Here is a 20,231-nt window from a genome sequence, read left to right on the forward strand (position 1 = left end):
TTATGGATTTAAGTCACTTTTCTGATCTGACATAATATACATTTTGTCCTGATTCAATGATATGATCCGGTTTCGGCTTTCCTGCATTCGCTTTGTGGCCTGCGATATGCTCGGGACTCTTCTCCCAATTTTTCCAAGCCTCTTCTGATTCCCATTGCACCAGGACCAGTACTTCTTCATCTCCACGGCGGACTTTCTTCTCCAGCACTTTAAAGTCAATGAAGCCTGGCTGTTTTTCTATGAGGCCTTCACCTGAGAAGCGTTCTATGACCTTAGATGCCGTACCTTCTTGTACAATAATCCTTTTGATTTGATAAAACATTACAGTCCAGCCTCTACGTCTTCAACCATTTGCTTCACAGATTGAAGGCCTCCCCCTGACAGGTACCAGTGGCCGCCATTCAAATAATTGATCTTTCCGTTTTTATAAGCGTCTGTTTTTTGGACCAGTTCATTCTCGAAAGAATCTTTTACACTTGCATTTGGATCAAATGCAGCATCACGGTCGATGACGAATAGAGTGGAAGGGTTCTTCTCTACAATGTATTCAAATGTTACATTCTGTCCATGTGTCGATTTTTCGATACCTTCATCTGCTGCCTTGAAGCCGAAAACATCGTGGATGATGCCAAAACGTGATTCTGGACCATAAGCACTTACTTCGCCTTCGTTACCCATAACGATCAGCGCTTTATCTTCGGAGGCTTCAGCTTTTTCTTTAATAGAGTCGATTTTCGCCTGAACTTCCTCAAGTTCTGCTTTTACTTCCTCTTCCTTATCAAAGATCTGCCCGATTGTTTTCATGTTCTTAGTAAAAGATTCCATGTAGTTTGAGTAATCTAGTCCCATGTAGACAGTTGGAGCGATTTCCGCATATTCGTCATACATTTCAGATTGACGCGCTGAGATGAAGATGACATCCGGCTTCATCGCATGGATCGCTTCAAAATCCGCTTCTTTCAAGCTTCCTACGTTTGTATACTCTTCACCGGCATACTTCTCAAGATATGGAGGGATCGTTGCTTGTGGAACACCGGCAACTTCAACACCAAGTTCATCTAATGTATCCAAAACTCCGAAATCAAATACGACTACTTTCTCAGGGTTTTTCTCTAGCACTGCTTCACCAAGTTCATGTTTGATTGTCAGTTCAGAAGAAGCTTCTTCGCCTTCAGCATTTGAACTTTTTACATTGGATGCAACCTCTTCTTTTGAACCGCAAGCTGCCAGCACCAGCAGTACTGAAAGCATAATTGTTAACAATGACCATTTTTTCATAATATCCATCTCCTTAAGTTTTTTCAAAAAAAATCTATAGGTTGATTTCCGCTTCAGGTGTGCGACTCCGCGGGGCGGACGGTGAGCCTCCTCGGCTTTGCCTGCGGGGTCTCACCTGCCCGCTAGTCCCGCAGGAGATCGCTCACCTTCCGCTTCAATCAACAACAAGTATAGAATCCGTTTTTAAATAATCTATACAACATTTATTCATTACTTAATTAGCTTGATACTTTCCGGCAGACATACCAACTCCTTCAATCAACTTCAGTGAACAATCTGCCTCTTTTGAAACTATTTCAGGAATCTCCACACCTAGTGGAGATCAGCAATTCTTTGACTTCAACATCATTTAAAATAAACACAGATCCGGCAGTCGTTCATTTCCTGTATCGGGATATCCATTCCGTAGATTTCTTTCAATGCTGCGGTTTGGATGATCGATTCTGTCGGTCCTTCTTTGACAACCTTTCCATCCTTCATGGCCACGATTCTGTCGGAATAAATGGAGGCAAAGTTGATATCGTGCAGGACGACAACAACTGTTTTTCCCAGTTCATCCACAAGTTTCCGCAGCATTTTCATGATCTGGACAGAATGCTTCATATCCAGATTATTCAACGGCTCATCCAGCAGGATATAGTCAGTATCCTGGGCAATGACCATGGCGATGAAAGCTCTTTGCTTTTGCCCTCCCGACAGCTCATCCATGAAACGATTCTCTAATTCACGAAGATTCATGTAGACAATGGCCTGGTCAACAACTTTTTCATCCTCTTGGGTCAAGCGCCCTTTGGAATAAGGGAACCTGCCGAACGAGACAAGCTCCTTCACCGTCAGCCTGACATTCATGAAATTGGACTGCTTGAGGATCGACACCCTTTTAGCCAGGTCATTGGACTTCATCTTGTGCACATTGTCATTATCAACAAGGACTTCACCGCTGTCACTGTCCATCAGGCGGCTGACCATCGATAAAAGGGTGGACTTTCCTGCACCATTGGGCCCGATGAAAGATGTAATCTTGCCCCGCTTAATGGTGACGTTGACATCTTCGACGACTTTTTTCTTTCCATACGATTTCGAAAGGCCTTTAATGCTTATCATGACGATCTGCTCTCCTTCAGTAATAAGTAGATAAAGTAAATTCCGCCTATAAAGTTCACAATTACACTCAATGTCGTAGAGAAGGTAAAAATCCTTTCCACAACCCACTGTCCTCCCACCAAGGCAATGATGCTGATGATGATGGCTCCAGTGACCAGTGAAGTATGTTTGTAGGTGTTAAAGAACTGATAGGACAAATTTGCCACAATCAGGCCAAAGAAAGTGATCGGCCCTACGAGTGCAGTCGAGATGGCAATGAGCACAGCCGAGATGACAAGCATCCTCTGAACGAGCTTGTCGTATGGCACTCCCAGATTCACCGCTGTTTCCCTTCCAAGGGAGACAACATCCAGCTGGCTCATCGACCGCCATCCGATTGCGGTAGTGATTCCGACCAGCAGCAAGGACAGCCAAACCAGTTCATCACTCACATTATTGAAACTGGCAAACATTTTATCTTGTATACTGAAAAATTCGTTTGGATCGATCAGCACCTGCAGGAAGGTGGAAATCGACCCGAAGAATGTCCCCAGGATGATCCCAACCAGCAGGAGAAAGTAGATTGGCTGTTTCCTTTTATGGAAGAACACTTTATATAACAGCAGCGCAAAAATGATCATCATGGCTGTCGAGATAAAGAAGTTCACCTGCTTATTAATGGCCATGACACTTCCAGAGCCTAAGAAGAAAATGATGACCGTCTGAATCAGCATGTAAAGAGAATCGAGCCCCATGATACTCGGAGTCAAAATCCGGTTATGGGTAATCGTTTGGAATACAACCGTTGAATAAGCGATTGCCGCAGCCGTCAGCACCATGGCAAGCAATTTGACTCCCCGCCTCGGCAGGGCATAATCATAGCTTCCATTCAACTCGTAAAACAGATAGAGTCCGCAAAGTGACAGGGCCAAAACAATCAATATCGTAAACTTCCAAAAATTATTACGCATAAGCCTTCCTCCTAAACAACAAGAACAGGAAGATGGCGCTTCCAATCACCCCGACCATTAAACTGATCGTGATTTCATATGGAAAGATGATAATACGGCCCAATATGTCGCAAACGAGCAGGAAGACCGCTCCCAGCATAGCTGTATGCGGCAATGTCCTCTGTAAGTTGTCTCCCTTATAGATGGAGACGATATTCGGTATGATTAATCCGACAAACGGAATCATCCCTACCGTAAGAACCACAGAAACCGTGATGAGAGCAACCAGGACAAGGCCGGAGTTCACGACACTCCGATAACCCACACCCAGATTCTTCGAGAAATCCTCTCCCATCCCGGCAACGGTGAACCGGTTAGCATAAAAATAAGCAATGATCATAATGGGGATACTTATGTATAGCAGCTCATATCTGCCCTTCATTATCAGCGAGAAATCACCTTGAAGCCATGCCGCCATGTTCTGAATCACATTGGATTTGTAGGCAAAGAATGTGGTGATGGAGGAAAGGATATTTCCAAACATCAATCCTACAAGCGGAATAAAGACTGCATCCTTGAATTTGATCCGGTCCAGTATTTGCATGAATAAAAATGTGCCGGCAAGCGCAAATACAAAAGCGACGATCATTTTTTCAATCATGGAAGCATTCACGAACAAGATCATGGAAACCAGAATGCCCAGTCGTGTGGCATCCAGCGTCCCGGCCGTTGTCGGTGAAACAAACTTATTCCTGCTCAAGCTTTGCATGATCAATCCAGCGATACTCATCCCAGCCCCTGCAAGAATTATTGCAGCTAATCTTGGCAGTCTGCTGATAAGGAATATTTGTGTTTCTTCAGAATGGATATCCAATAAATCCATTGGCGTGATGCTGCTCACCCCTATAAATAGGGAGAGAAACGACAGCAAGATGAGTGCGGTGAGAAGATATCTTTGTTTCATGGTAAATCCCCAAGACTTTCATTGTATTTGAGACTATGATGATGATATTGAAAATCATTATCACTCTCCCCAAATCTATAATACTTCTAATTGATAATCATTGTCAACGACTAATTGAAAATAGTTATCACTATTTTTACAAATAGTTCCTTGGTTGGATATTCCTTATTTCTTCCTGAATAAGAATATCACTGATAATATGGCTCCATATTGACGCTTACGGCACTTGAATTTTCATTTTACTGAAGGCTGTTTTCGCATAGATTGTTGCTTTCGGATATCCCCGGATACTAAGGGGTTTCTCTCTAATCGGGGAAACAGCTCTTGCAGCCTGAAGGCTGCCAGCCGTTTAGTCTGTTCAACCTGTAATGGATGGACTGCCATGAAAAAGACTGCCGCTGCCCCCCAGCAGGTTGTTCGCCTGCAGTTTCAAGTGACGCTCCCAGGTAATGAAACTAGCAGCCTTATAAAAAACTTCAAAAAAAGACCTTCCTCCTATATGGAAGAAGATCTCTTTGCTTCTATATTAACGAACCCGGCTAGAGTGTTAACGAACTTTCCTGAACTTCCATGAATCCATGATGATAAGCTCCTCATCTTTGAACTCGATCATTCCATAATCTTTTGAAAAAAACTTACTTTCATACAGGTAAGTACATGCATACTCTCCTTCATCATCAATCAGCAGAAATTGATCATCAGGTTTGGAGATCGAAAAGGTCAATTCACCTTGAGTATAGGCCCCTTCAAATCCCTCCCATTGAGACTCGGGAATTTGAATTAGCGGTTCCTTTACTTTTACACACGGCGCACCATTCAGCATCAAATAGTTATTGTTATGGAGAATGCCAACAGCGGCTTTGACTTCATGCATATCATCCAATGCTGCCAATGTTGTTTCATTTAGGACACCGGCTCTGTATTCAATCCCATTAATAACAATTTTCGGTACACCATTTACCTCCTCTATATGCAGAAGGCCTTTTTTAGCACTCACATAATTTCCTTTTAATGAGGCGACATGTTGAGACTGCGCCAGCTCTACTTCTTGTTCACTTTCACTATCGGGACTGAGTTGTTTGACTACCTCATCAACGATTTCCCAGCCGGTATCCTGATTAGAAGCAATGAATACTCCCAGCCCCGTGTCAGGGAACAATACCAGAAAAGATCTGTATGTTCCTATTCCGCCGCTGTGCCAATAGAACTGAACACCTTGTTCTATTGATTGGACCCAGCTGATTCCCATATAACTTTCCGGGCAGGTAAATCGGTCCGCCTGAACAGAGAACATTTCGGAAATAGTATCTTTTGACAGAAGAGAATTCCCATCACTTAATTCTCCTCCTCTTAAAAACATCTGACCAAATTTTGTCATGTCTGTACTGTTGGAAATACAAAAGAATGAAGGGTAGCAGGAAGAATTCTCAGGAAAGGAATGCAGCAGTTCGAAAGTTCCCCCTTCCTTCCGATCATATTGAAGTGCCAGTGGATAGGTCATGGCCTTCAAGGGGTCATAAGTACTGCTGCCCATCCCAAGCGGGTTAAAAACTTCCTTTTCCATAAGCTGGGTGAATGGTAGCCCGCAAACCTTTTCTGCAATAAATCCCGCCAGGTTGAACGCATGATTACCGTATGAATACAACAATCCCGGCGAAGCAACAAACTCTAATCCAGGCAGAATCTCTTCTGCATATCGGGAGAGCCCTTCAGCTTCACGGTACCCAAATAAATCACCCCCATCCGGCAGGCCGGCAGTATGGCTCAGCAGCATTCTAAGGGTAATGTCTTCAGCTTCTGCATGAGACAATTTCAGTTCCGGAATATAGTCCTTCACTCTCGTATCAAGGTCCAGTTCACCTTTTTCTACCAGCACCATGATTAAAGCAGCGGTCAAAGTTTTACTCACAGACCCAATCCGAAACAGTGTTTCAGGACTTGCTTTCTCTCCTGGACGGGATTCTCCAAGCCCTTTTTGATACAGCGTTTCTTTTTCATTGAAAATGGATACCGAAAGACCTGGAGCATCCTTTAACAAGCTTCGGGCTATTCGGTCAATGGAATCAAAATTTATCATTTTCACACCTCTGGTTCATTGGATTGCAACTTCACCAAGTCTCATCATATCGATAGTGAGACCTGGTACACTAACACTTAGAAGGAAGGAACCGGCAAATTTATAAAGCCGGTTCCTTCTATGCTTGAAAATTTATAGTCACCTTACTCTAATGTTATTTCAATAACAACCAGGCGATGTCCTTCTTTTTGACATGAATATTCAGGTCTGAATCAAGCAGATTCAATAAAATGAACCTCCCTTAATTTCAGTTTTTTTCAACTGCCATTAAAGTGCTCGTCCCTTTCGAAGTTCCTTCCTGTTTAACATAAGATTTCTCCTCGCAAAGCTGGCTGCATCCTGCTCTAACAGGAATACCAAACAGATTACTTACAAATTTCACCAGCTGAACACAAAGCCATGAAACACCATTAGATATTATGTGATATATTTGTTATAATAAAGTGTTGTTACAATTATTAAGGGGGAACTTTTTTTGGCAATCGAAATAGGCAGCAAGGTTAAAGGTAAAGTAACTGGTATCACTAATTTTGGGGCATTCGTGGAATTACCCGAAGGCTCAACCGGTCTCGTGCATATCAGTGAGGTGGCGGACAGCTATGTTAAAGATGTTAACGACCATCTTAAAGTAGGCGATGAAGTTGAGGTTAAGGTAATTAGTGAGAATGCGGGCAAAATTGCCTTGTCAATCAAAAAAGCGGTGGATAAACCAGAAGGTTCAACTTTCACTAAACGACCTCCGCGCCAAGGAAGAGACGGCAGACCAAATAAAGATTTCCGCTCAAAAGGAAACTTCAAGCCTAAAGAATCTTTCGAAGATAAAATGGCTAAATTCCTCAAAACCAGCGAAGAAAATCTTACGTCACTGAAGCGCAACACGGAAACGAAGCGCGGCGGCAGAGGCGGAAGACGCGGTTAATCTTCATTTGATGCACCACAGAATAGACAGGGGCAAGCAAATTGGCTTGCCTTCTTTATTTCTCCTCTTATCGATTTTCAACAGTAAACTTAAGCCATTGGTTATTATACTAACAAAAAACCCGGAAGGATGAGATCATGGGAAAATGTCTATTCAACGTAGGGGATGAGGTCAACATTAAATCTTCTAAAGAACCTGTTACCATCATCAAGTCACAATATGTTAAAAACATGAAAAGATACTCTTATATCGTAAAAGAGTATCCCACTACTTTTTTCTTTGAAGAAGAATTAGTTAAACAATAATTAAAACTTCCTGACTAAATAATTGACGGGTTTACTTGTGAGGTGCAAACATCAAAAAAAAAGACCTAATCACAATGGAAATCACGTTATTATCACTTCGTAAACCACAGTGTATTGCACACACCCAAAAGGCTTAGAGGACATTTCCTCTAAGCCTTTTGTTTTGAACTCTTTCTTCTATTAAAGCACCCGTTTGTTTAAAGTGAAATATAGAATAAAAATTTATAATATCCCAATGATACAAAGTATTATTGCGATTACTGCAATACTTTCACCTTTTTGATGTACTCCCTCGTCTAGCCTACTGTTCTTAATTTCCTTTAGTGCGATGAAAGAACCCGCCAACCCAACTACACCAAGCAATATGCCAATATAGGGTGTAACAGTTGATAATGCACCAAGCAAAATTGATGAAACTGCTTTTCCGTTGGTCTTTTCCTCCAAAAAAACACCCCTTACTTTAGTACGCTAAGCTAATTTATGTACAATTCATCCCTTCATAAATAATAACTAATGCTAATAATTAGACGGAAAACCACAATGATTTAGTTTCGGATTGTTCCATTAACATGCCCTTTACTTGAACAAAAGGTGGTTGATTTTTCAGCAATACGCTCACTTTAATTGAACTTCAATTTTCTTTTGTAGTAGATGAAGAAGCTAAGAATAATTGCTGTAATAGCAGTTCCTCCCATAATAAACATACCATCCCAATCCTCTGATTTCCCAGTAATCACCCAGACCTGATAAGGGATAAAAGCCAATGCTCCAATTAGTGGAATACCGTACAGAAGAAGACGAACATTCTGCCTGATTTCTTGTGTGGTGGAATGATTGTCCCTTTGTTCTATTAATGTCAGATTCCTTAATGAAAATAATAAAACAATTACACCTGCACCTAACAATATATAATTCATTCAATAAGATTCCTAACATAAAAATTTAATATGAATTCCATTCCCAGTTCCACACCAAATAACTGGCGGCTGACTATTGTTCCAAAATCACACACAGGAATAGGAAGTAAGTTTATTCTTTATCAGTGCCTTTAGGTTCAATTTGCCCCAGAACCCAATCTCCATCCCCTTCTTTTGTGTACGAAGAAATATACTCTTTATTCTCCTCAATCAAGTGCCAAGCCATCTCTTCTTGAACTATAACTTTAAAGGATTCTTCCTTTGTTTGGTTGTTGGGGTCATAACCTTTAATCCAATATTCTTGGTAGTCGCTTGAATGACCTTTCTCTGAAACAACCAACATCGAAGAAGTAGAGGTGAAAGGGCCCTCTTCACAAGCCACTAGTAATAATGTAAAAACTAAAAATATAAAGCTCAATGCTCTTTTCATCGTCAAGACCCCCTTCTTCTCTTCTTGACTAAGAAAGAGGCGGCTGCTATTACAGCAAACGCCAAGTGTCTAATTTAATTGTCATTATTTAGCTTCTTGTTTACATTCTCCAAATCCTCGGCTGATTTTGACCAATACCCAATCGCTAACCACGATACTATTGTGAGGATGGGAACTGCCAAAGCAGCAATAATTTTCATCAAAGATAACCCCTCCTAAAAAGCACTTTTATGATTTTACGTTTTACATATTGCAAAGTTTCAGTTATTTAATAATTCTTCTCATTAAATTGAATATTTTAAATTATTTGACGTACCTTTATTTTAACATATATCTTTATTACCTTTTGGTCTTGTCCTCCAAAATCTCTCGGTAAATCTCACTAAATTCACATACCCTCCAATAATTATTTCCACTCTTGTGAATTGGGATGTGATTTCTCGCAAGATTAAACTGTCGCAACCCGAATGAGAGCAGTTATAACAATTAAAAACGCAGTGTGAATTTCATTGTGAAATCCAGTCCGTTTTACTTTGATATCTACTTGTTTGCACCTCTGAAGTAAACCCGTTACTAAATAATCAGGCTGTTTTTTTATGGTTCTGGGGAGAGCTTCAGCAGCCACTTTATCAGCTTCTGGCTCTGTAACCCCACTTTACACGAGCTTGTTCAACACTTTTGCAAGGAAAAGCAGTAAAGCTTATATCGGCGAATACTATTCACTTCAACTTCTTCTAAACTACTTTCTTATATGTTCCGCTGACCAGCATTTTTCTACAGATTCCAGGATAAGAAGCTCTACTTAGGATGCTTGCTCTCTTTCCTGATCACTCCAAGCAAACAGTAAAACTTTATAAAAAAACACACCTATAGAAAGTGGCTGGTTTGCTACATAGGTTTAATACAAGATTCCTTATGATAGTCTTAGTGTATTATACTGTTCGTACTGATACACTACGGTTCTATACCAAATAGAAGATGATTATTTCTTTTTCGTGACAGCTCTCAGAAGCATATATAATTTCATCAATGAATTGGTAAGCAGGAGGGGTAAAATGGAAGTTATGGCAACGATAGAGATCTTGGATTTAAAAGATATTGCAGCTGCACGAAATATTGCTCGGAGCTTTGCCAAAGATTTTGGTTTCAGCACAGTTGATCAAACAAGAATTATAACGGTCATCAGCGAATTGGCGAGAAACCTCTACTTTTATGCCTATCACGGATAGATTATTGTCTATAAACACCAATCCTCTTCCCAAAACGGAATAAGAATTTATGCCGCAGATTCGGGTCCTGGAATTGCTGACCTCCAAAAAATAATGGAAATCGGCTATTCCACTTCTGGCGGATTGGGGGCTGGCCTTCCTGGTGTGAAGAGTATCATGGATGAGTTCACTATAAGTTCTTCTTTTGAAGAGGGGACAAGGATCAATACAGTAAAATGGCTTCGTTAACCCCCTTACTGCACTTCCGTTTTCACCTATCTCCAGGCATAAACTCAATCGCGTTTGTCTCAACTCGTGCAAAGTCCTATCCATGAAAAAGCATATATTCCTTATGTTGCATGTGCTAGAATTGAGTACGTAAGTTTTTTTCACCAAAACATCCGGCTATGCAGCGGTTGTTTTATGTCATTATTCATTACAAGGGGGTCAGCAGAATGGACTCAAGATTACATACTCTCGCACAAACAGTTGTCCGGTACTCCCTGAATGTCCAAGAGGGCCAGAAAGTACTGATTGAGGCACTGGATATCCATGATTATAATTACATTGCTCCTTTCATGAACGAAGTCTTTAAAGCCGGCGGGCAAGTATTTGTCGAACAGACAGATTATCGAATCAACCGCAGAATGATGCTTTCAGGTACCAAAGAACAATTCGAGGCAGACGCTAAACATAAGCTGGCTCAAATGAAAGAAATGGATGCCGTCATCCTCATATTAGGAGAAAACAACATTTCAGAGTTTGCAGATATCCCTTCTGAAAAAAGGAATGTCTACCGTCAAGCCTATAAAGCTGTCAGCGATGAACAACTGAAAAAGAAATGGGTGCTGTTCAATATCCCGACTAAAGCATACGCCCAGCTGGCTGAGATGAGCACGGAAGCCTACACGGACTTTCTATATGAAACGTGTACGATGGATTACAGCAAAATGTCCAAAGCAATGGATGCGCTGGTTGAGCTGATGAACAGTACAGAGAATGTCCGCATTCTCGCACCTGGCACGGATCTTACCTTCTCAATAAAAGATATTCCAGCCATCAAATGTGACGGCAAAATAAATCTTCCCGATGGCGAAGTCTTTACAGCTCCTGTCAAAGACTCGGTAAATGGCAATATCACCTTTAACACGAAATCCATCTATGCCGGACAAACATTTTCGAATATCCAGCTAACCTTTGAGAACGGCAAAATTACCGACTGCAAAAGTGACAATAATCAGCAACTAAACGAACTCCTCGATTCAGATGACGGCGCCCGGTTCATAGGTGAGTTTGCACTGGGGATCAATCCCCATATCAACCACATTATGAATGATATCGGCTTTGATGAAAAAATTAACGGCAGCCTTCATCTTGCTCTTGGCGAAGCCTATGACGCAGCCGATAATGGCAATAAGTCCTCTATTCACTGGGATATCGTCTTAATGATGAAGCCTGAGTTCGGTGGCGGAGAAGTCTATTTTGACGGCGTGCTGATCAGCAAAGACGGCCGCTTTGTCGTTGACTCGCTGGCTGGATTGAATGCCGAGGCGCTCCTATAACAGAACACGGACGTTTAATATGAAGCTTAAGAAACAAGCACAGCACCCTCCTCGGTTCTGTGCTTGTTTTTTATATGCTCCTTTCTAAAAGATCGTTGCTTTTAAATGCACTTTTATCAGTCTTTTATATGTAAATGGATGAATAGGGAAGACGTACGGTCTCTTTATTGGTACTTTTAAAATCACCACAATCACTGCGAAAACATCCTTATGTAAAAAGAGATAGGCAGGCATGTGTGAATAAATTCTGTTATTTTTAAAATGCATCCCGAACTATTGGAAACAGAATGGGCTTTCTGAAATATACTACATAAGAGCAGAAAGAGGAGTGTATGCTGATGAAGATTTTAGCTTTGTTGGGGAGCACCAGGAAGAACGGCAATTCGGAGTACCTGGCAAACAAGATACTGGAGGGAACCGATCATACAATCGTATCTTTAGCTGATAAAAGTATAGAGCCGATCACCGATATGAGACATACGGAAGAAGGCTTCTCCCCAGTCAATGATGATTACGAAGAGTTGGTCCATCTGTTGCTGGAGCATGATGTCCTATTGTTTGCCACTCCCCTTTATTGGTATGGAATGAGCGGGCCGATGAAGAATTTTTTTGATCGCTGGTCTCAGTACCTTCGCGATGAGCGGTTCAACCTTAAGGAAGAGCTCGCAAAGAAAAAAGCTTATGTCGTCATCACGGGCGGAAGCAGTGCAAACATCAAAGGACTGCCTTTGGTACAGCAGTTCAATTACATTTTTGAGTTTGTCCATATGGAATTCACGGATTACCTGATAGGTGCCGGTGTCAGGCCTGGTGACATATTGAATGACCTTCCTTCCCTGAAAAAAGCCGAAAGATGGAATAAGCAGTTTAGGGACGCAGATGATCTATAGGATGGTGTATCTGATTGAACCATGTCTTGCTTCAATCTAGAATGAGAAACAATTTGAAGGCAAAGAAATAGACGCAGATTTCCAATAAGGGATCTGCGTCTTTTTAATGCTTTCTCCAGATAAAAGGACACTTATGTCAAGACCTCAGCCCCCAAACCAGCTCTGTGCTTTGGCTCTTTCCTCTTCCTGGATCACATTTTCCTTATCCTCAAAATTTTTTCTTGGTCTGAATAAATTAACGATGATTGAAAAGAACAATATCAATCCAAATGTCCACCACAACATGGGTCAGTCCTCCTTTTATGTTTCCCTCGGATGAACTTCAGCTTCAAGGGGTGTGCTTACTGTTTATTTTACCATAAATAAGGTAATTATTCTGTAAATTAAAATAATTCATAAGAGAGAGCCGTTATATTCCTGATAACTTGGCCAAAATGTATAAAGATAAATTTTTGGAGGGCATTTAAATGAAGCGTACGAATTTATCCCGGAATCTGCTGTCGGGAATCTTTTTTGGTTTGGGACTGGCTGCATTTGTCGATGAAACCGTGTTTCACCAGCTCCTTCACTGGCACCATTTTTATGACAAATCGACCACCGCCATGGGGCTTGTCTCTGATGGATTGTTTCATGCCTTCAATTGGTTTGCCACTATTGCCGGGTTATTCATGCTCGCCGACCTTCGCCGTAAACAGACTTTTTGGCTGAAGAGATGGTGGGGCGGGATACTGCTGGGCAGCGGGGGCTTTCAATTGTATGATGGGACCATTCAGCACAAAGTCATGAGAATCCACCAAATCCGTTATGTGGATAATTTGTGGGTATATGACTGGGTTTGGAACATCATTGCCGCTGTGCTGTTACTGGCAGGAATTTTAATAACACTTAAGACGGGGAAAGAAAACAAGGACCAAAAAGGAGAGCTGGCAAATGGCCAATGAGCACATTCATCATGCTGGTATGGGCGCTGACAGTATAGCGGCTTTAATGACATTTGCTGCAGCGATGCTGTTATACTTGTTTGCCGTTAAACGTTCCAATATGAAGTACAGCCCCTGGCCGATGCATCGGATTTTTTTTGGGATTGCCGGAATGAGCTGCGCTGCTGCCTCTGTCATTGGACCGATTGCTGAAGGTGCACATTCCAGCTTCACCTATCATATGGCTGCTCATTTGCTACTGGGAATGCTCGCTCCTCTGCTCCTTGTTATATCGGCTCCGCTTACTCTGTTGCTAAGAACGGTGAATGTCAGAGTGGCGCGGCAGTTTACTTTCATCTTAAAAAGTACTCCTGTCAGGCTTTTGACTGACCCCATTACGGCTTCTCTGCTCAATATGGGAGGGTTATGGATTTTGTATACAACCAGCCTGTACCAGGTCATGCATCATAATTGGTTTTTGCTTGTACTCATCCATATCCATATTTTCCTGGCAGGATACCTCTTCACTGTTTCCATGGTCACATATGATCCAGTGCCTCACAAACCATCGATTTATTATCGTTCTGTTGTCTTGGTCCTCGCCCTTGCGAGTCATGGCATTCTAGCTAAGTTTCTTTATGGAAACCCGCCTGCAGGGGTAACGGCGGGAGACTCGGAGACCGGGGCTCTGTTGATGTATTATGGCGGGGATGCCATCGATCTGGTCATCATTTTTCTTTTATGCCTGGAGTGGTACAAGAACCAAGTGTCACATAGATTTGGCAGACCTGGCTCCGCCAGAAGTATATAACTTTTTTAAAATATGCATAGTTTTTCATTCTCCTGCAAAATCTATCCTTGAACAATATTAGATTTGGAGGGAAAATGATGAAAAACCTTAAAAGGTTTATGGTCGTATTGACAGGCTTGTTCCTAATGGCAGGATGCGGAATGGCTAATGGAGGAAATGATGCTGGTAATAACAATCTTCAGCCTGAGAATGTCGGCTACAACAATGGAAATAATGCCAATGACATGAACGGACAAAACAACGGGAATAATGGCAATAACGGTATGTTTGGCGATAACATGAATAACGGTGAAGGAAGAATGGAGTCGTCTGAAAAGGCAGCTAAAAAAGTGAACGACCTTAAAGAAGTCAAACAGGCGAATGTCATCATGACGGAGAACAATGCTTTTGTTGCCGTCATGCTTGAAGATAATTCTGAAGGTGAAGTCACGAAAGACATCGAGAAGAAGGTTGCTAAAGCTGTAAAAGATACAGAGCAGAACATTGAAAACGTGTACGTATCTTCAAATCCTGATTTTGTTGAAAGAATGAGGGGCTATGGAGATGACCTTCAAAATGGAGAGCCAGTTGAAGGATTGTTTGATGAATTCGGTGAAATGACTAGAAGGATTTTTCCGAACGCACGATAATTTGAAAAGCGCAGGCGCCTTGCACAGCCCCGACAGGCAAATGTTCCAAAGAGAAAAAAAGGCGGGCTTTCCTTTTATTCTCTTTGGGTTATTTGACCCCGAGGGGCTAGGCGCCGAAGCTAGACACGGATAACATAGTTAAAGTTATCCAATTTCCTAATTATCAAGGAAACCCCGTTTGAGAATTTTGGTTCTCTTGCGGGGTTTTGTTTTAAATCTCCCACTTATGGATCTCTGGTTTTAAATGTATCTCCGCCCTCAATGGTTCCATTTTCATACCCTTTATAGAACCAGCTCTTCCGTTGCTCAGAGGTTCCATGCGTGAAGCTTTCCGGCACTGAATACCCCCTTGCCCTTTCCTGAATGGTGTCATCTCCTACAGCGCTCGCTGCTGTCAGGGCTTCATCGAGGTCTCCCTCTTCCAGCAGATCCATTCCTTGTGCATGATGCGCCCACACCCCTGCATAGTAATCTGCCTGAAGTTCAAACCTGACGAGGTATTTATTGAATTCCGTCTCGCTTAATTGATTGCGGAGCGGCATGATTTCATCACTGGTCCCAAGTAATGTCTGTACATGATGGCCGACTTCATGGGTAATCACGTATGCCATTGCAAAATCACCTGGAGCCTGAAATTTCTGCTGAAGCTCCCTATAAAAACTGAGATCGATATAAAGCTTCTGATCACCAGGACAATAAAATGGTCCAACTGCCGAACTCGATGTACCGCATGCGGATTGAACACTGTCGTTATACAGAACAAGTGTCGGTTCCTTGTACGTCATGCCCTGCTCTTCAAAAATATCAGTCCATACTTCCTCAGTATCCGCCAGCACTACTGATACAAAATCAGCCAGTTCCTCTTCCTGTTCTGTGGCCTGATACGGTTCCCCGCTCTGAGTGGTTGTTCCGCCGAAGCCGTTCAAAAGCGCACCTGAGTCCCCGCCAAGAAAAGTGAACAGAAGAACCAGGATGATTCCGCCGATCCCTCCTCCTGCTGCAATGGTTTTCCCTCCCATTCCGCGGCGGTCTTCTACATTAGAGCTTCCTCGTCTTCCTTTCCATTTCATCGTGTATCCTCCCGTCTATGTTGATGTATTACTTATACCCGGGTTACGCTGAAATATTTCTTGAGTTCCTGAAAAAGGGATTCACCTTGCTTTAATAGTATACTAACGGTAGAGATTTTGTTTGGGAGGAATTACTGCGCCTCCGTCCAATCCCCTCTGAACACAAATGACCCATTTATTTTTTATAAAAGAAAGGAAGAATCTTATGATCGATTCCCGCTTGGAAAAATTAAAGAACGATTGGCTAATAGAAGCAACAATTGAAGACATCCAGCTCAAATTGGATAATCAGGAAGTCAGCTCTCAGGACTTGGTATTGATGTATCTAGACAGAATTTCCGAGATCGATCAGTCAGGAACGGCCATCAATTCTTTGATTGAAGTTAATCCTGAGGCCCTGCATATCGCTGCTTCCCTGGACTATGAGAGAAAAACGAAAGGAAGCCGAGGCCCGCTTCACGGTATTCCTGTCGTGATCAAAGATAATATCGATACTGGAGATAACATGCATACGAGTGCGGGTTCACTGGCTCTCGCTGAATCTTATGCGAAGGAAGATGCCTTCCTTGTCAGGAAACTGCGTGAAGCAGGTGCAGTCATTCTCGGAAAAACAAACTTGACGGAATGGGCTAATTTTATGGGGGAAAAGATGCCGACCGGCTACAGTTCAAGAGGCGGCCAGGTATTGAATCCATATGGAGCTGATTTCATGGTGGGCGGGTCCAGTGCAGGATCAGCAGCTGCGATTGCGGCCAATCTCGCGGTTGTATCCGTCGGAACGGAAACATCCGGATCGATTTTAAGTCCGGCCAGCCAAAATTCGCTGGTTGGAATCAAGCCGACTGTCGGACTGATCAGCCGGACGGGTGTCATTCCTATTTCTCATACACAGGATACGGCCGGCCCAATGGCACGCACGGTTACAGATGCTGCTGTTTTGCTGCAGGCACTTCAGGGGGTGGATGAGAAAGATGCCATTACAGCTTCCAATGAATTGCTGGAAACCAATTATACGAATCACCTTTTAACGGATGGAGTTAAAGGCAAACGGATAGGCGTTGCGCGCAGTGTTTATTTTGACTATCTGGATGAGGCTAAGCTGGAGATCATGAATCGTGCTGTTGACAAGCTTGCCGAGCTGGGAGCAGAAGTTATAGATTCTGTAGAGATTCCTTCCACAGAAGCCGACTGGGATATCAATGTCCTGCTTTATGAATTCAAATCTGGCATAAACGCTTATTTAAAGACGGTCGATCCGGCTGTCGGCATCCGCAACTTAAGTGACATCATCCGCTTCAACAAGGAGACGGGCGAACCAGCTTTAAAATACGGCCAAAAGGTACTGGAAGAATCTGAAGCAACAAAAGGCCTGCTTGATCCCGTTTATCTAAAGAGCCTGGAAAAAGATCAATACTTATCCAAAAAGAACGGTATTGACGCTGTCATGAAAGAACATAGGCTGGATGCCATCGTATTCCCGAATAATTATGGTGCGATGATTCCCGCCAAGGCCGGTTACCCATCCATCACTGTTCCCGCAGGCTTCAGTCCAGAAGGTGAACCCGTCGGAATTACTTTTACCGGAGGTGCTTACAGTGAACCCGTTCTGCTTGAAATCGCTTTTGGTTATGAGCAGGGTACGAAGCACCGCAAGCCTCCTGTGTTTGGGTGACAGTCACGCCCCGGAATGTGTCGATAAATTTTTAAGCACCTGCTGATTGTATACGGCAGGTGCTTCTTTGCTTTAATGTGCGAAAAGGGACTGTCCCTCTTCGTGCTTTAAAGCACGAAAGTCCAACTAAACAAGAAAACGCTCCATTCATCCGAATGGAGCGCTTCTTAGGTTTTAATGCTGATGAGCATGCAGTTTGGCAAAGATGCCATTGTGCTGAGACAGGAGTTCGGCATGTGAACCGTCTTCTGCGATGCCATTTTCGGTAATGACCATGATGCGGTCGGCCTTTTTAATAGTAGCCAATCGATGGGCGATGATCAGCGTAGTTCTGTCTTTTGAAAGGTCATTAAGAGCTTCCTGAATGATGGCTTCTGTTTCGGTATCAAGTGCGGAAGTTGCTTCATCCAGAATGAGAATCGAAGGATCTTTCAGAAACATCCGGGCAATCGCCAGCCTTTGTTTCTGGCCGCCGGAAAGCTTCAGTCCCCTTTCACCAATCTGGGTGTCGTAGCCATCCGGTAGCGAGGCGACCAGTTCAGTCAGATGGGCTTTACGGACAGCTTCTTCAATGTCTTTCTGCGAAGCCCCAAGTCTGCCGTACGCAATATTTTCTCTCAGGGTTCCTGTGAATAAGAAGACGTCCTGCTGCACGATTCCAATATTGGCCCGAAGTGACTCTTTCGTCATATCGCGGATATCAATGCCGTCGACTGTAATCGCGCCTCCCTCGACATCATAAAAGCGCGGAATCAATGAGCAGATTGTCGTTTTCCCTGCCCCTGAAGGACCGACGAATGCGACAGTCGTTCCAGCTGTGATAGAGAAGGACATGTCATTCAAGATGGTCCGATTGTTTTCATAACCAAAGCTTACATTATTGAAGCGGATATTTCCTTTTAAAGCAGGAACGTCCACTGCATCCGGTTTGTTTTCGATATCCGGCTCCGCGTCCATCAGCTCCGCGAACCTCTTGAAGCCAGCCATCCCCTTCGGATACAACTCGAGCAGAGCACTGATTTTATCAATTGGTTTAAAAAGAGCATTCAGATACAGTATAAAAGCGACAAGTTCCCCATACGACAGCTCATTTGTAAAGCTGAGCCATGCCCCGTACACCAAGATAACAAGCGTCATGACTCTCGTCGTGATATAAATACCAGACAGATTCCAGCTCATCACTTTGTACGCCTGGAGCTTCGTCTTACGGAAGAACAGGTTGTTTGTATTGAAGCGCTCTTTTTCATATTCTTCATTTGTAAAAGATTGAACCACGCGGGCTCCCGAAACACTGTCCTCCACGCGTGCATTTACATCGGCAATATTTCCGTACATCTTCGTCCAGGCTGCATTCATTTTAATGTTGGAATAAGAAATCAGCCAGACCAGGAAAGGAACAATGATGATCGCCACCAGCGCCAGTTTCACATTGATGGTGAGCATGATCCAGAACGCCCCAATGAACGTCATGATGGCAATGAAGAAATCCTCCGGCCCATGGTGGGCAAGCTCGCCGATATCCATCAAGTCATTGGTGATCCGGCTCATAATATGTCCCGTTTTCGTATTATCAAAAAAGCGGAACGACTGCCGCTGAACATGATTGAACAGTTCACGGCGCATATCGGTTTCAATATTGATTCCCAGCTTATGTCCCCAGTAGTTGACGACAAACTGCATACCGGAACTCATCACGTAAAGGGTCAAAAGCCCGGCACTTACCGCCGTGATGGTGGCCCAGTTCCCTTCCGGCAGCAGCTCATCAATAAAATAGGAGACGGCCAGTGGAAAGCCCAGCTCGAGAAGGCCGACCAGCATCGCACAGAAAAAGTCTATGTAAAACAGCTTTTTATGAGGACGATAATAGCTGAAGAAACGCTTAATCACAGATGAACACCTCATTTTTATATTTTCATAATTTCATACATTTTGATTATACTTAATTTCGGGTGTCTAAGGAATTGTTTTTTCCTGAAAGGTTATTGGAAAAAGCTTATGGTAAGATAAGGGATGAATTATTCAAAGAATTACTGAAGGGAAGGTACATTTTGTTTTTCTTATATGCAATTCTATTTTTAGTGACAGGGTATTTCTTTATTCTCTCATTTATAAAAGCTGTCAATGATGAAGGATCTCCTCATCTTGCAGCTATTCTCTTTATTATTTGGGCTTCATTATCAGTCATTGTTACTGCCATATTGGTGAATATGTAATATTCCTCTGGAGGATTAAAGCTGGCGTTTGCTGAACAAACAGCCGCCCTTTGCATAAGGAAAGGACTTGAAGTTCAATAAGATAGGAGGATAGGAATTTTGAAACGTTCCATGAAGAAGATTTTGAAATATGCTGTTATTCTTTTATTAATTGCCTTATATTTAAATGCCTTGCCTTACCTAGTAACAACATTTGATATGGAATACACTGTATATGAATTCATTTTAATACTAGCCGCCATTATTTTAGCTGTACTCACAAGTGAATGGATCTTTAGGGCAAAATGATACTTTGTGTGCACGCTCACCTGAACCAGTTGAATGAATATTGTA

Annotated in this window: 23 protein-coding genes and 1 pseudogene; 11 read left to right on the top strand and 13 right to left on the bottom strand. The window is 42.6% G+C overall.

Annotated elements, in window-relative coordinates; translation table 11 throughout:
- Positions 1–13: 13 nt before the first annotated feature.
- The 6 genes from FZC78_RS19500 to FZC78_RS19525 form a co-directional block, all read right to left on the bottom strand.
- Positions 14–322, bottom strand: a complete 309-nt coding sequence (locus FZC78_RS19500; RefSeq protein ID WP_148941751.1) for an antibiotic biosynthesis monooxygenase family protein — start codon at positions 320–322, stop codon at positions 14–16.
- Positions 322–1,278, bottom strand: coding sequence for a siderophore ABC transporter substrate-binding protein (locus tag FZC78_RS19505; protein WP_148941752.1), 957 nt, complete (start codon positions 1,276–1,278; stop codon positions 322–324). The genes FZC78_RS19500 and FZC78_RS19505 overlap by 1 nt, the downstream gene beginning before the upstream one ends.
- A gap of 345 nt (positions 1,279–1,623) precedes the next feature.
- The gene (locus FZC78_RS19510; protein WP_148941753.1) at positions 1,624–2,382 is read right to left on the bottom strand and encodes an iron ABC transporter ATP-binding protein; all 759 of its coding nucleotides are present in this window, start codon (positions 2,380–2,382) and stop codon (positions 1,624–1,626) included.
- Positions 2,379–3,332: an iron chelate uptake ABC transporter family permease subunit gene (locus FZC78_RS19515; RefSeq protein ID WP_148941754.1), complete on the bottom strand. Its 954-nt coding sequence runs from the start codon at positions 3,330–3,332 to the stop codon at positions 2,379–2,381. Before FZC78_RS19515 ends, FZC78_RS19510 begins: the two co-directional genes overlap by 4 nt.
- Positions 3,325–4,275 carry an ABC transporter permease gene (locus FZC78_RS19520; RefSeq protein WP_148941755.1) on the bottom strand — a complete coding sequence of 317 codons (951 nt, stop codon included), beginning with the start codon at positions 4,273–4,275 and terminating at the stop codon, positions 3,325–3,327. The genes FZC78_RS19515 and FZC78_RS19520 overlap by 8 nt, the downstream gene beginning before the upstream one ends.
- Before the next feature lie 547 nt (positions 4,276–4,822).
- Positions 4,823–6,352, bottom strand: coding sequence for a serine hydrolase domain-containing protein (locus FZC78_RS19525; RefSeq protein WP_148941756.1), 1,530 nt, complete (start codon positions 6,350–6,352; stop codon positions 4,823–4,825).
- A 475-nt stretch (positions 6,353–6,827) separates the two neighbouring features.
- On the opposite strand from FZC78_RS19525, the gene FZC78_RS19530 reads away from it, so the two are divergent.
- Entirely contained in the window at positions 6,828–7,271 is a 444-nt protein-coding gene (locus tag FZC78_RS19530; RefSeq protein ID WP_148941757.1) for a S1 domain-containing RNA-binding protein, read from the top strand.
- Positions 7,272–7,408: 137 nt separating this feature from the next.
- A complete protein-coding gene (locus tag FZC78_RS23885; RefSeq protein ID WP_187445025.1) occupies positions 7,409–7,576 on the top strand; it encodes a hypothetical protein in 168 nt (55 codons plus the stop codon).
- 222 nt (positions 7,577–7,798) lie between these two features.
- Here the strand turns inward: FZC78_RS23885 and FZC78_RS23890 are convergent, their stop codons facing one another.
- The 4 genes from FZC78_RS23890 to FZC78_RS24635 form a co-directional block, all read right to left on the bottom strand.
- Positions 7,799–8,020 carry a hypothetical protein gene (locus FZC78_RS23890; RefSeq protein WP_187445026.1) on the bottom strand — a complete coding sequence of 74 codons (222 nt, stop codon included), beginning with the start codon at positions 8,018–8,020 and terminating at the stop codon, positions 7,799–7,801.
- Between the two features lie 176 nt (positions 8,021–8,196).
- Positions 8,197–8,493, bottom strand: coding sequence for a hypothetical protein (locus FZC78_RS19540; protein WP_148941758.1), 297 nt, complete (start codon positions 8,491–8,493; stop codon positions 8,197–8,199).
- Between the two features lie 112 nt (positions 8,494–8,605).
- Complete coding sequence (locus FZC78_RS19545) at positions 8,606–8,923, bottom strand: hypothetical protein (protein WP_148941759.1); 318 nt, start codon at positions 8,921–8,923, stop codon at positions 8,606–8,608.
- A gap of 74 nt (positions 8,924–8,997) precedes the next feature.
- Positions 8,998–9,126: a hypothetical protein gene (locus FZC78_RS24635; protein ID WP_286365509.1), complete on the bottom strand. Its 129-nt coding sequence runs from the start codon at positions 9,124–9,126 to the stop codon at positions 8,998–9,000.
- Positions 9,127–9,978: 852 nt separating this feature from the next.
- On the opposite strand from FZC78_RS24635, the pseudogene FZC78_RS19550 reads away from it, so the two are divergent.
- From FZC78_RS19550 to FZC78_RS19560, 3 genes and pseudogenes are all read left to right on the top strand, one after another.
- Positions 9,979–10,380: pseudogene (locus FZC78_RS19550) on the top strand (anti-sigma regulatory factor).
- A gap of 206 nt (positions 10,381–10,586) precedes the next feature.
- Complete coding sequence (locus tag FZC78_RS19555; protein WP_148941760.1) at positions 10,587–11,693, top strand: aminopeptidase; 1,107 nt, start codon at positions 10,587–10,589, stop codon at positions 11,691–11,693.
- A 338-nt stretch (positions 11,694–12,031) separates the two neighbouring features.
- On the top strand, positions 12,032–12,583 hold the full coding sequence (locus FZC78_RS19560; protein ID WP_148941761.1) for a flavodoxin family protein: 552 nt from the start codon (positions 12,032–12,034) through the stop codon (positions 12,581–12,583).
- A 144-nt stretch (positions 12,584–12,727) separates the two neighbouring features.
- Here the strand turns inward: FZC78_RS19560 and FZC78_RS23895 are convergent, their stop codons facing one another.
- Positions 12,728–12,868, bottom strand: a complete 141-nt coding sequence (locus FZC78_RS23895) for a hypothetical protein (RefSeq protein WP_187445027.1) — start codon at positions 12,866–12,868, stop codon at positions 12,728–12,730.
- Between the two features lie 182 nt (positions 12,869–13,050).
- Here FZC78_RS23895 and FZC78_RS19565 point away from each other — a divergent pair, with 182 nt between their 5' ends.
- The 3 genes from FZC78_RS19565 to FZC78_RS19575 all read left to right on the top strand — a co-directional run bounded on the left by FZC78_RS19565 (position 13,051) and on the right by FZC78_RS19575 (position 14,943).
- A complete protein-coding gene (locus tag FZC78_RS19565) occupies positions 13,051–13,524 on the top strand; it encodes a DUF2243 domain-containing protein (protein ID WP_148941762.1) in 474 nt (157 codons plus the stop codon).
- Positions 13,514–14,314 (top strand): cytochrome c oxidase assembly protein, encoded by an 801-nt coding sequence (locus tag FZC78_RS19570; RefSeq protein ID WP_148941763.1) that lies wholly within the window; start codon positions 13,514–13,516, stop codon positions 14,312–14,314. The genes FZC78_RS19565 and FZC78_RS19570 overlap by 11 nt, the downstream gene beginning before the upstream one ends.
- 77 nt (positions 14,315–14,391) lie before the next feature.
- Positions 14,392–14,943: a YhcN/YlaJ family sporulation lipoprotein gene (locus tag FZC78_RS19575; RefSeq protein ID WP_148941898.1), complete on the top strand. Its 552-nt coding sequence runs from the start codon at positions 14,392–14,394 to the stop codon at positions 14,941–14,943.
- 224 nt (positions 14,944–15,167) lie between these two features.
- Here FZC78_RS19575 and ypfJ read toward each other — a convergent pair whose 3' ends face one another.
- Positions 15,168–16,013, bottom strand: coding sequence for a KPN_02809 family neutral zinc metallopeptidase (gene ypfJ, locus FZC78_RS19580; RefSeq protein ID WP_148941764.1), 846 nt, complete (start codon positions 16,011–16,013; stop codon positions 15,168–15,170).
- A 205-nt stretch (positions 16,014–16,218) separates the two neighbouring features.
- Between ypfJ and FZC78_RS19585 the strand changes: the two genes are divergently transcribed.
- Entirely contained in the window at positions 16,219–17,685 is a 1,467-nt protein-coding gene (locus FZC78_RS19585; protein WP_148941765.1) for an amidase, read from the top strand.
- A gap of 174 nt (positions 17,686–17,859) precedes the next feature.
- On the opposite strand, the gene FZC78_RS19590 is transcribed toward FZC78_RS19585, so the two are convergent.
- Positions 17,860–19,572 carry an ABC transporter ATP-binding protein gene (locus tag FZC78_RS19590; protein WP_187445028.1) on the bottom strand — a complete coding sequence of 571 codons (1,713 nt, stop codon included), beginning with the start codon at positions 19,570–19,572 and terminating at the stop codon, positions 17,860–17,862.
- Positions 19,573–19,646: 74 nt separating this feature from the next.
- Here FZC78_RS19590 and FZC78_RS19595 point away from each other — a divergent pair, with 74 nt between their 5' ends.
- Both FZC78_RS19595 and FZC78_RS19600 read left to right on the top strand, forming a co-directional pair.
- Positions 19,647–19,898 carry a hypothetical protein gene (locus FZC78_RS19595; RefSeq protein ID WP_148941767.1) on the top strand — a complete coding sequence of 84 codons (252 nt, stop codon included), beginning with the start codon at positions 19,647–19,649 and terminating at the stop codon, positions 19,896–19,898.
- Positions 19,899–19,997: 99 nt separating this feature from the next.
- The gene (locus FZC78_RS19600; protein WP_148941768.1) at positions 19,998–20,186 is read left to right on the top strand and encodes a hypothetical protein; all 189 of its coding nucleotides are present in this window, start codon (positions 19,998–20,000) and stop codon (positions 20,184–20,186) included.
- The last annotated feature ends 45 nt before the right edge of the window (positions 20,187–20,231 follow it).

Source organism: Rossellomorea vietnamensis, assembly GCF_008180415.1.
Taxonomy (GTDB): Bacteria; Bacillota; Bacilli; order Bacillales; family Bacillaceae_B; genus Rossellomorea; species Rossellomorea vietnamensis_C.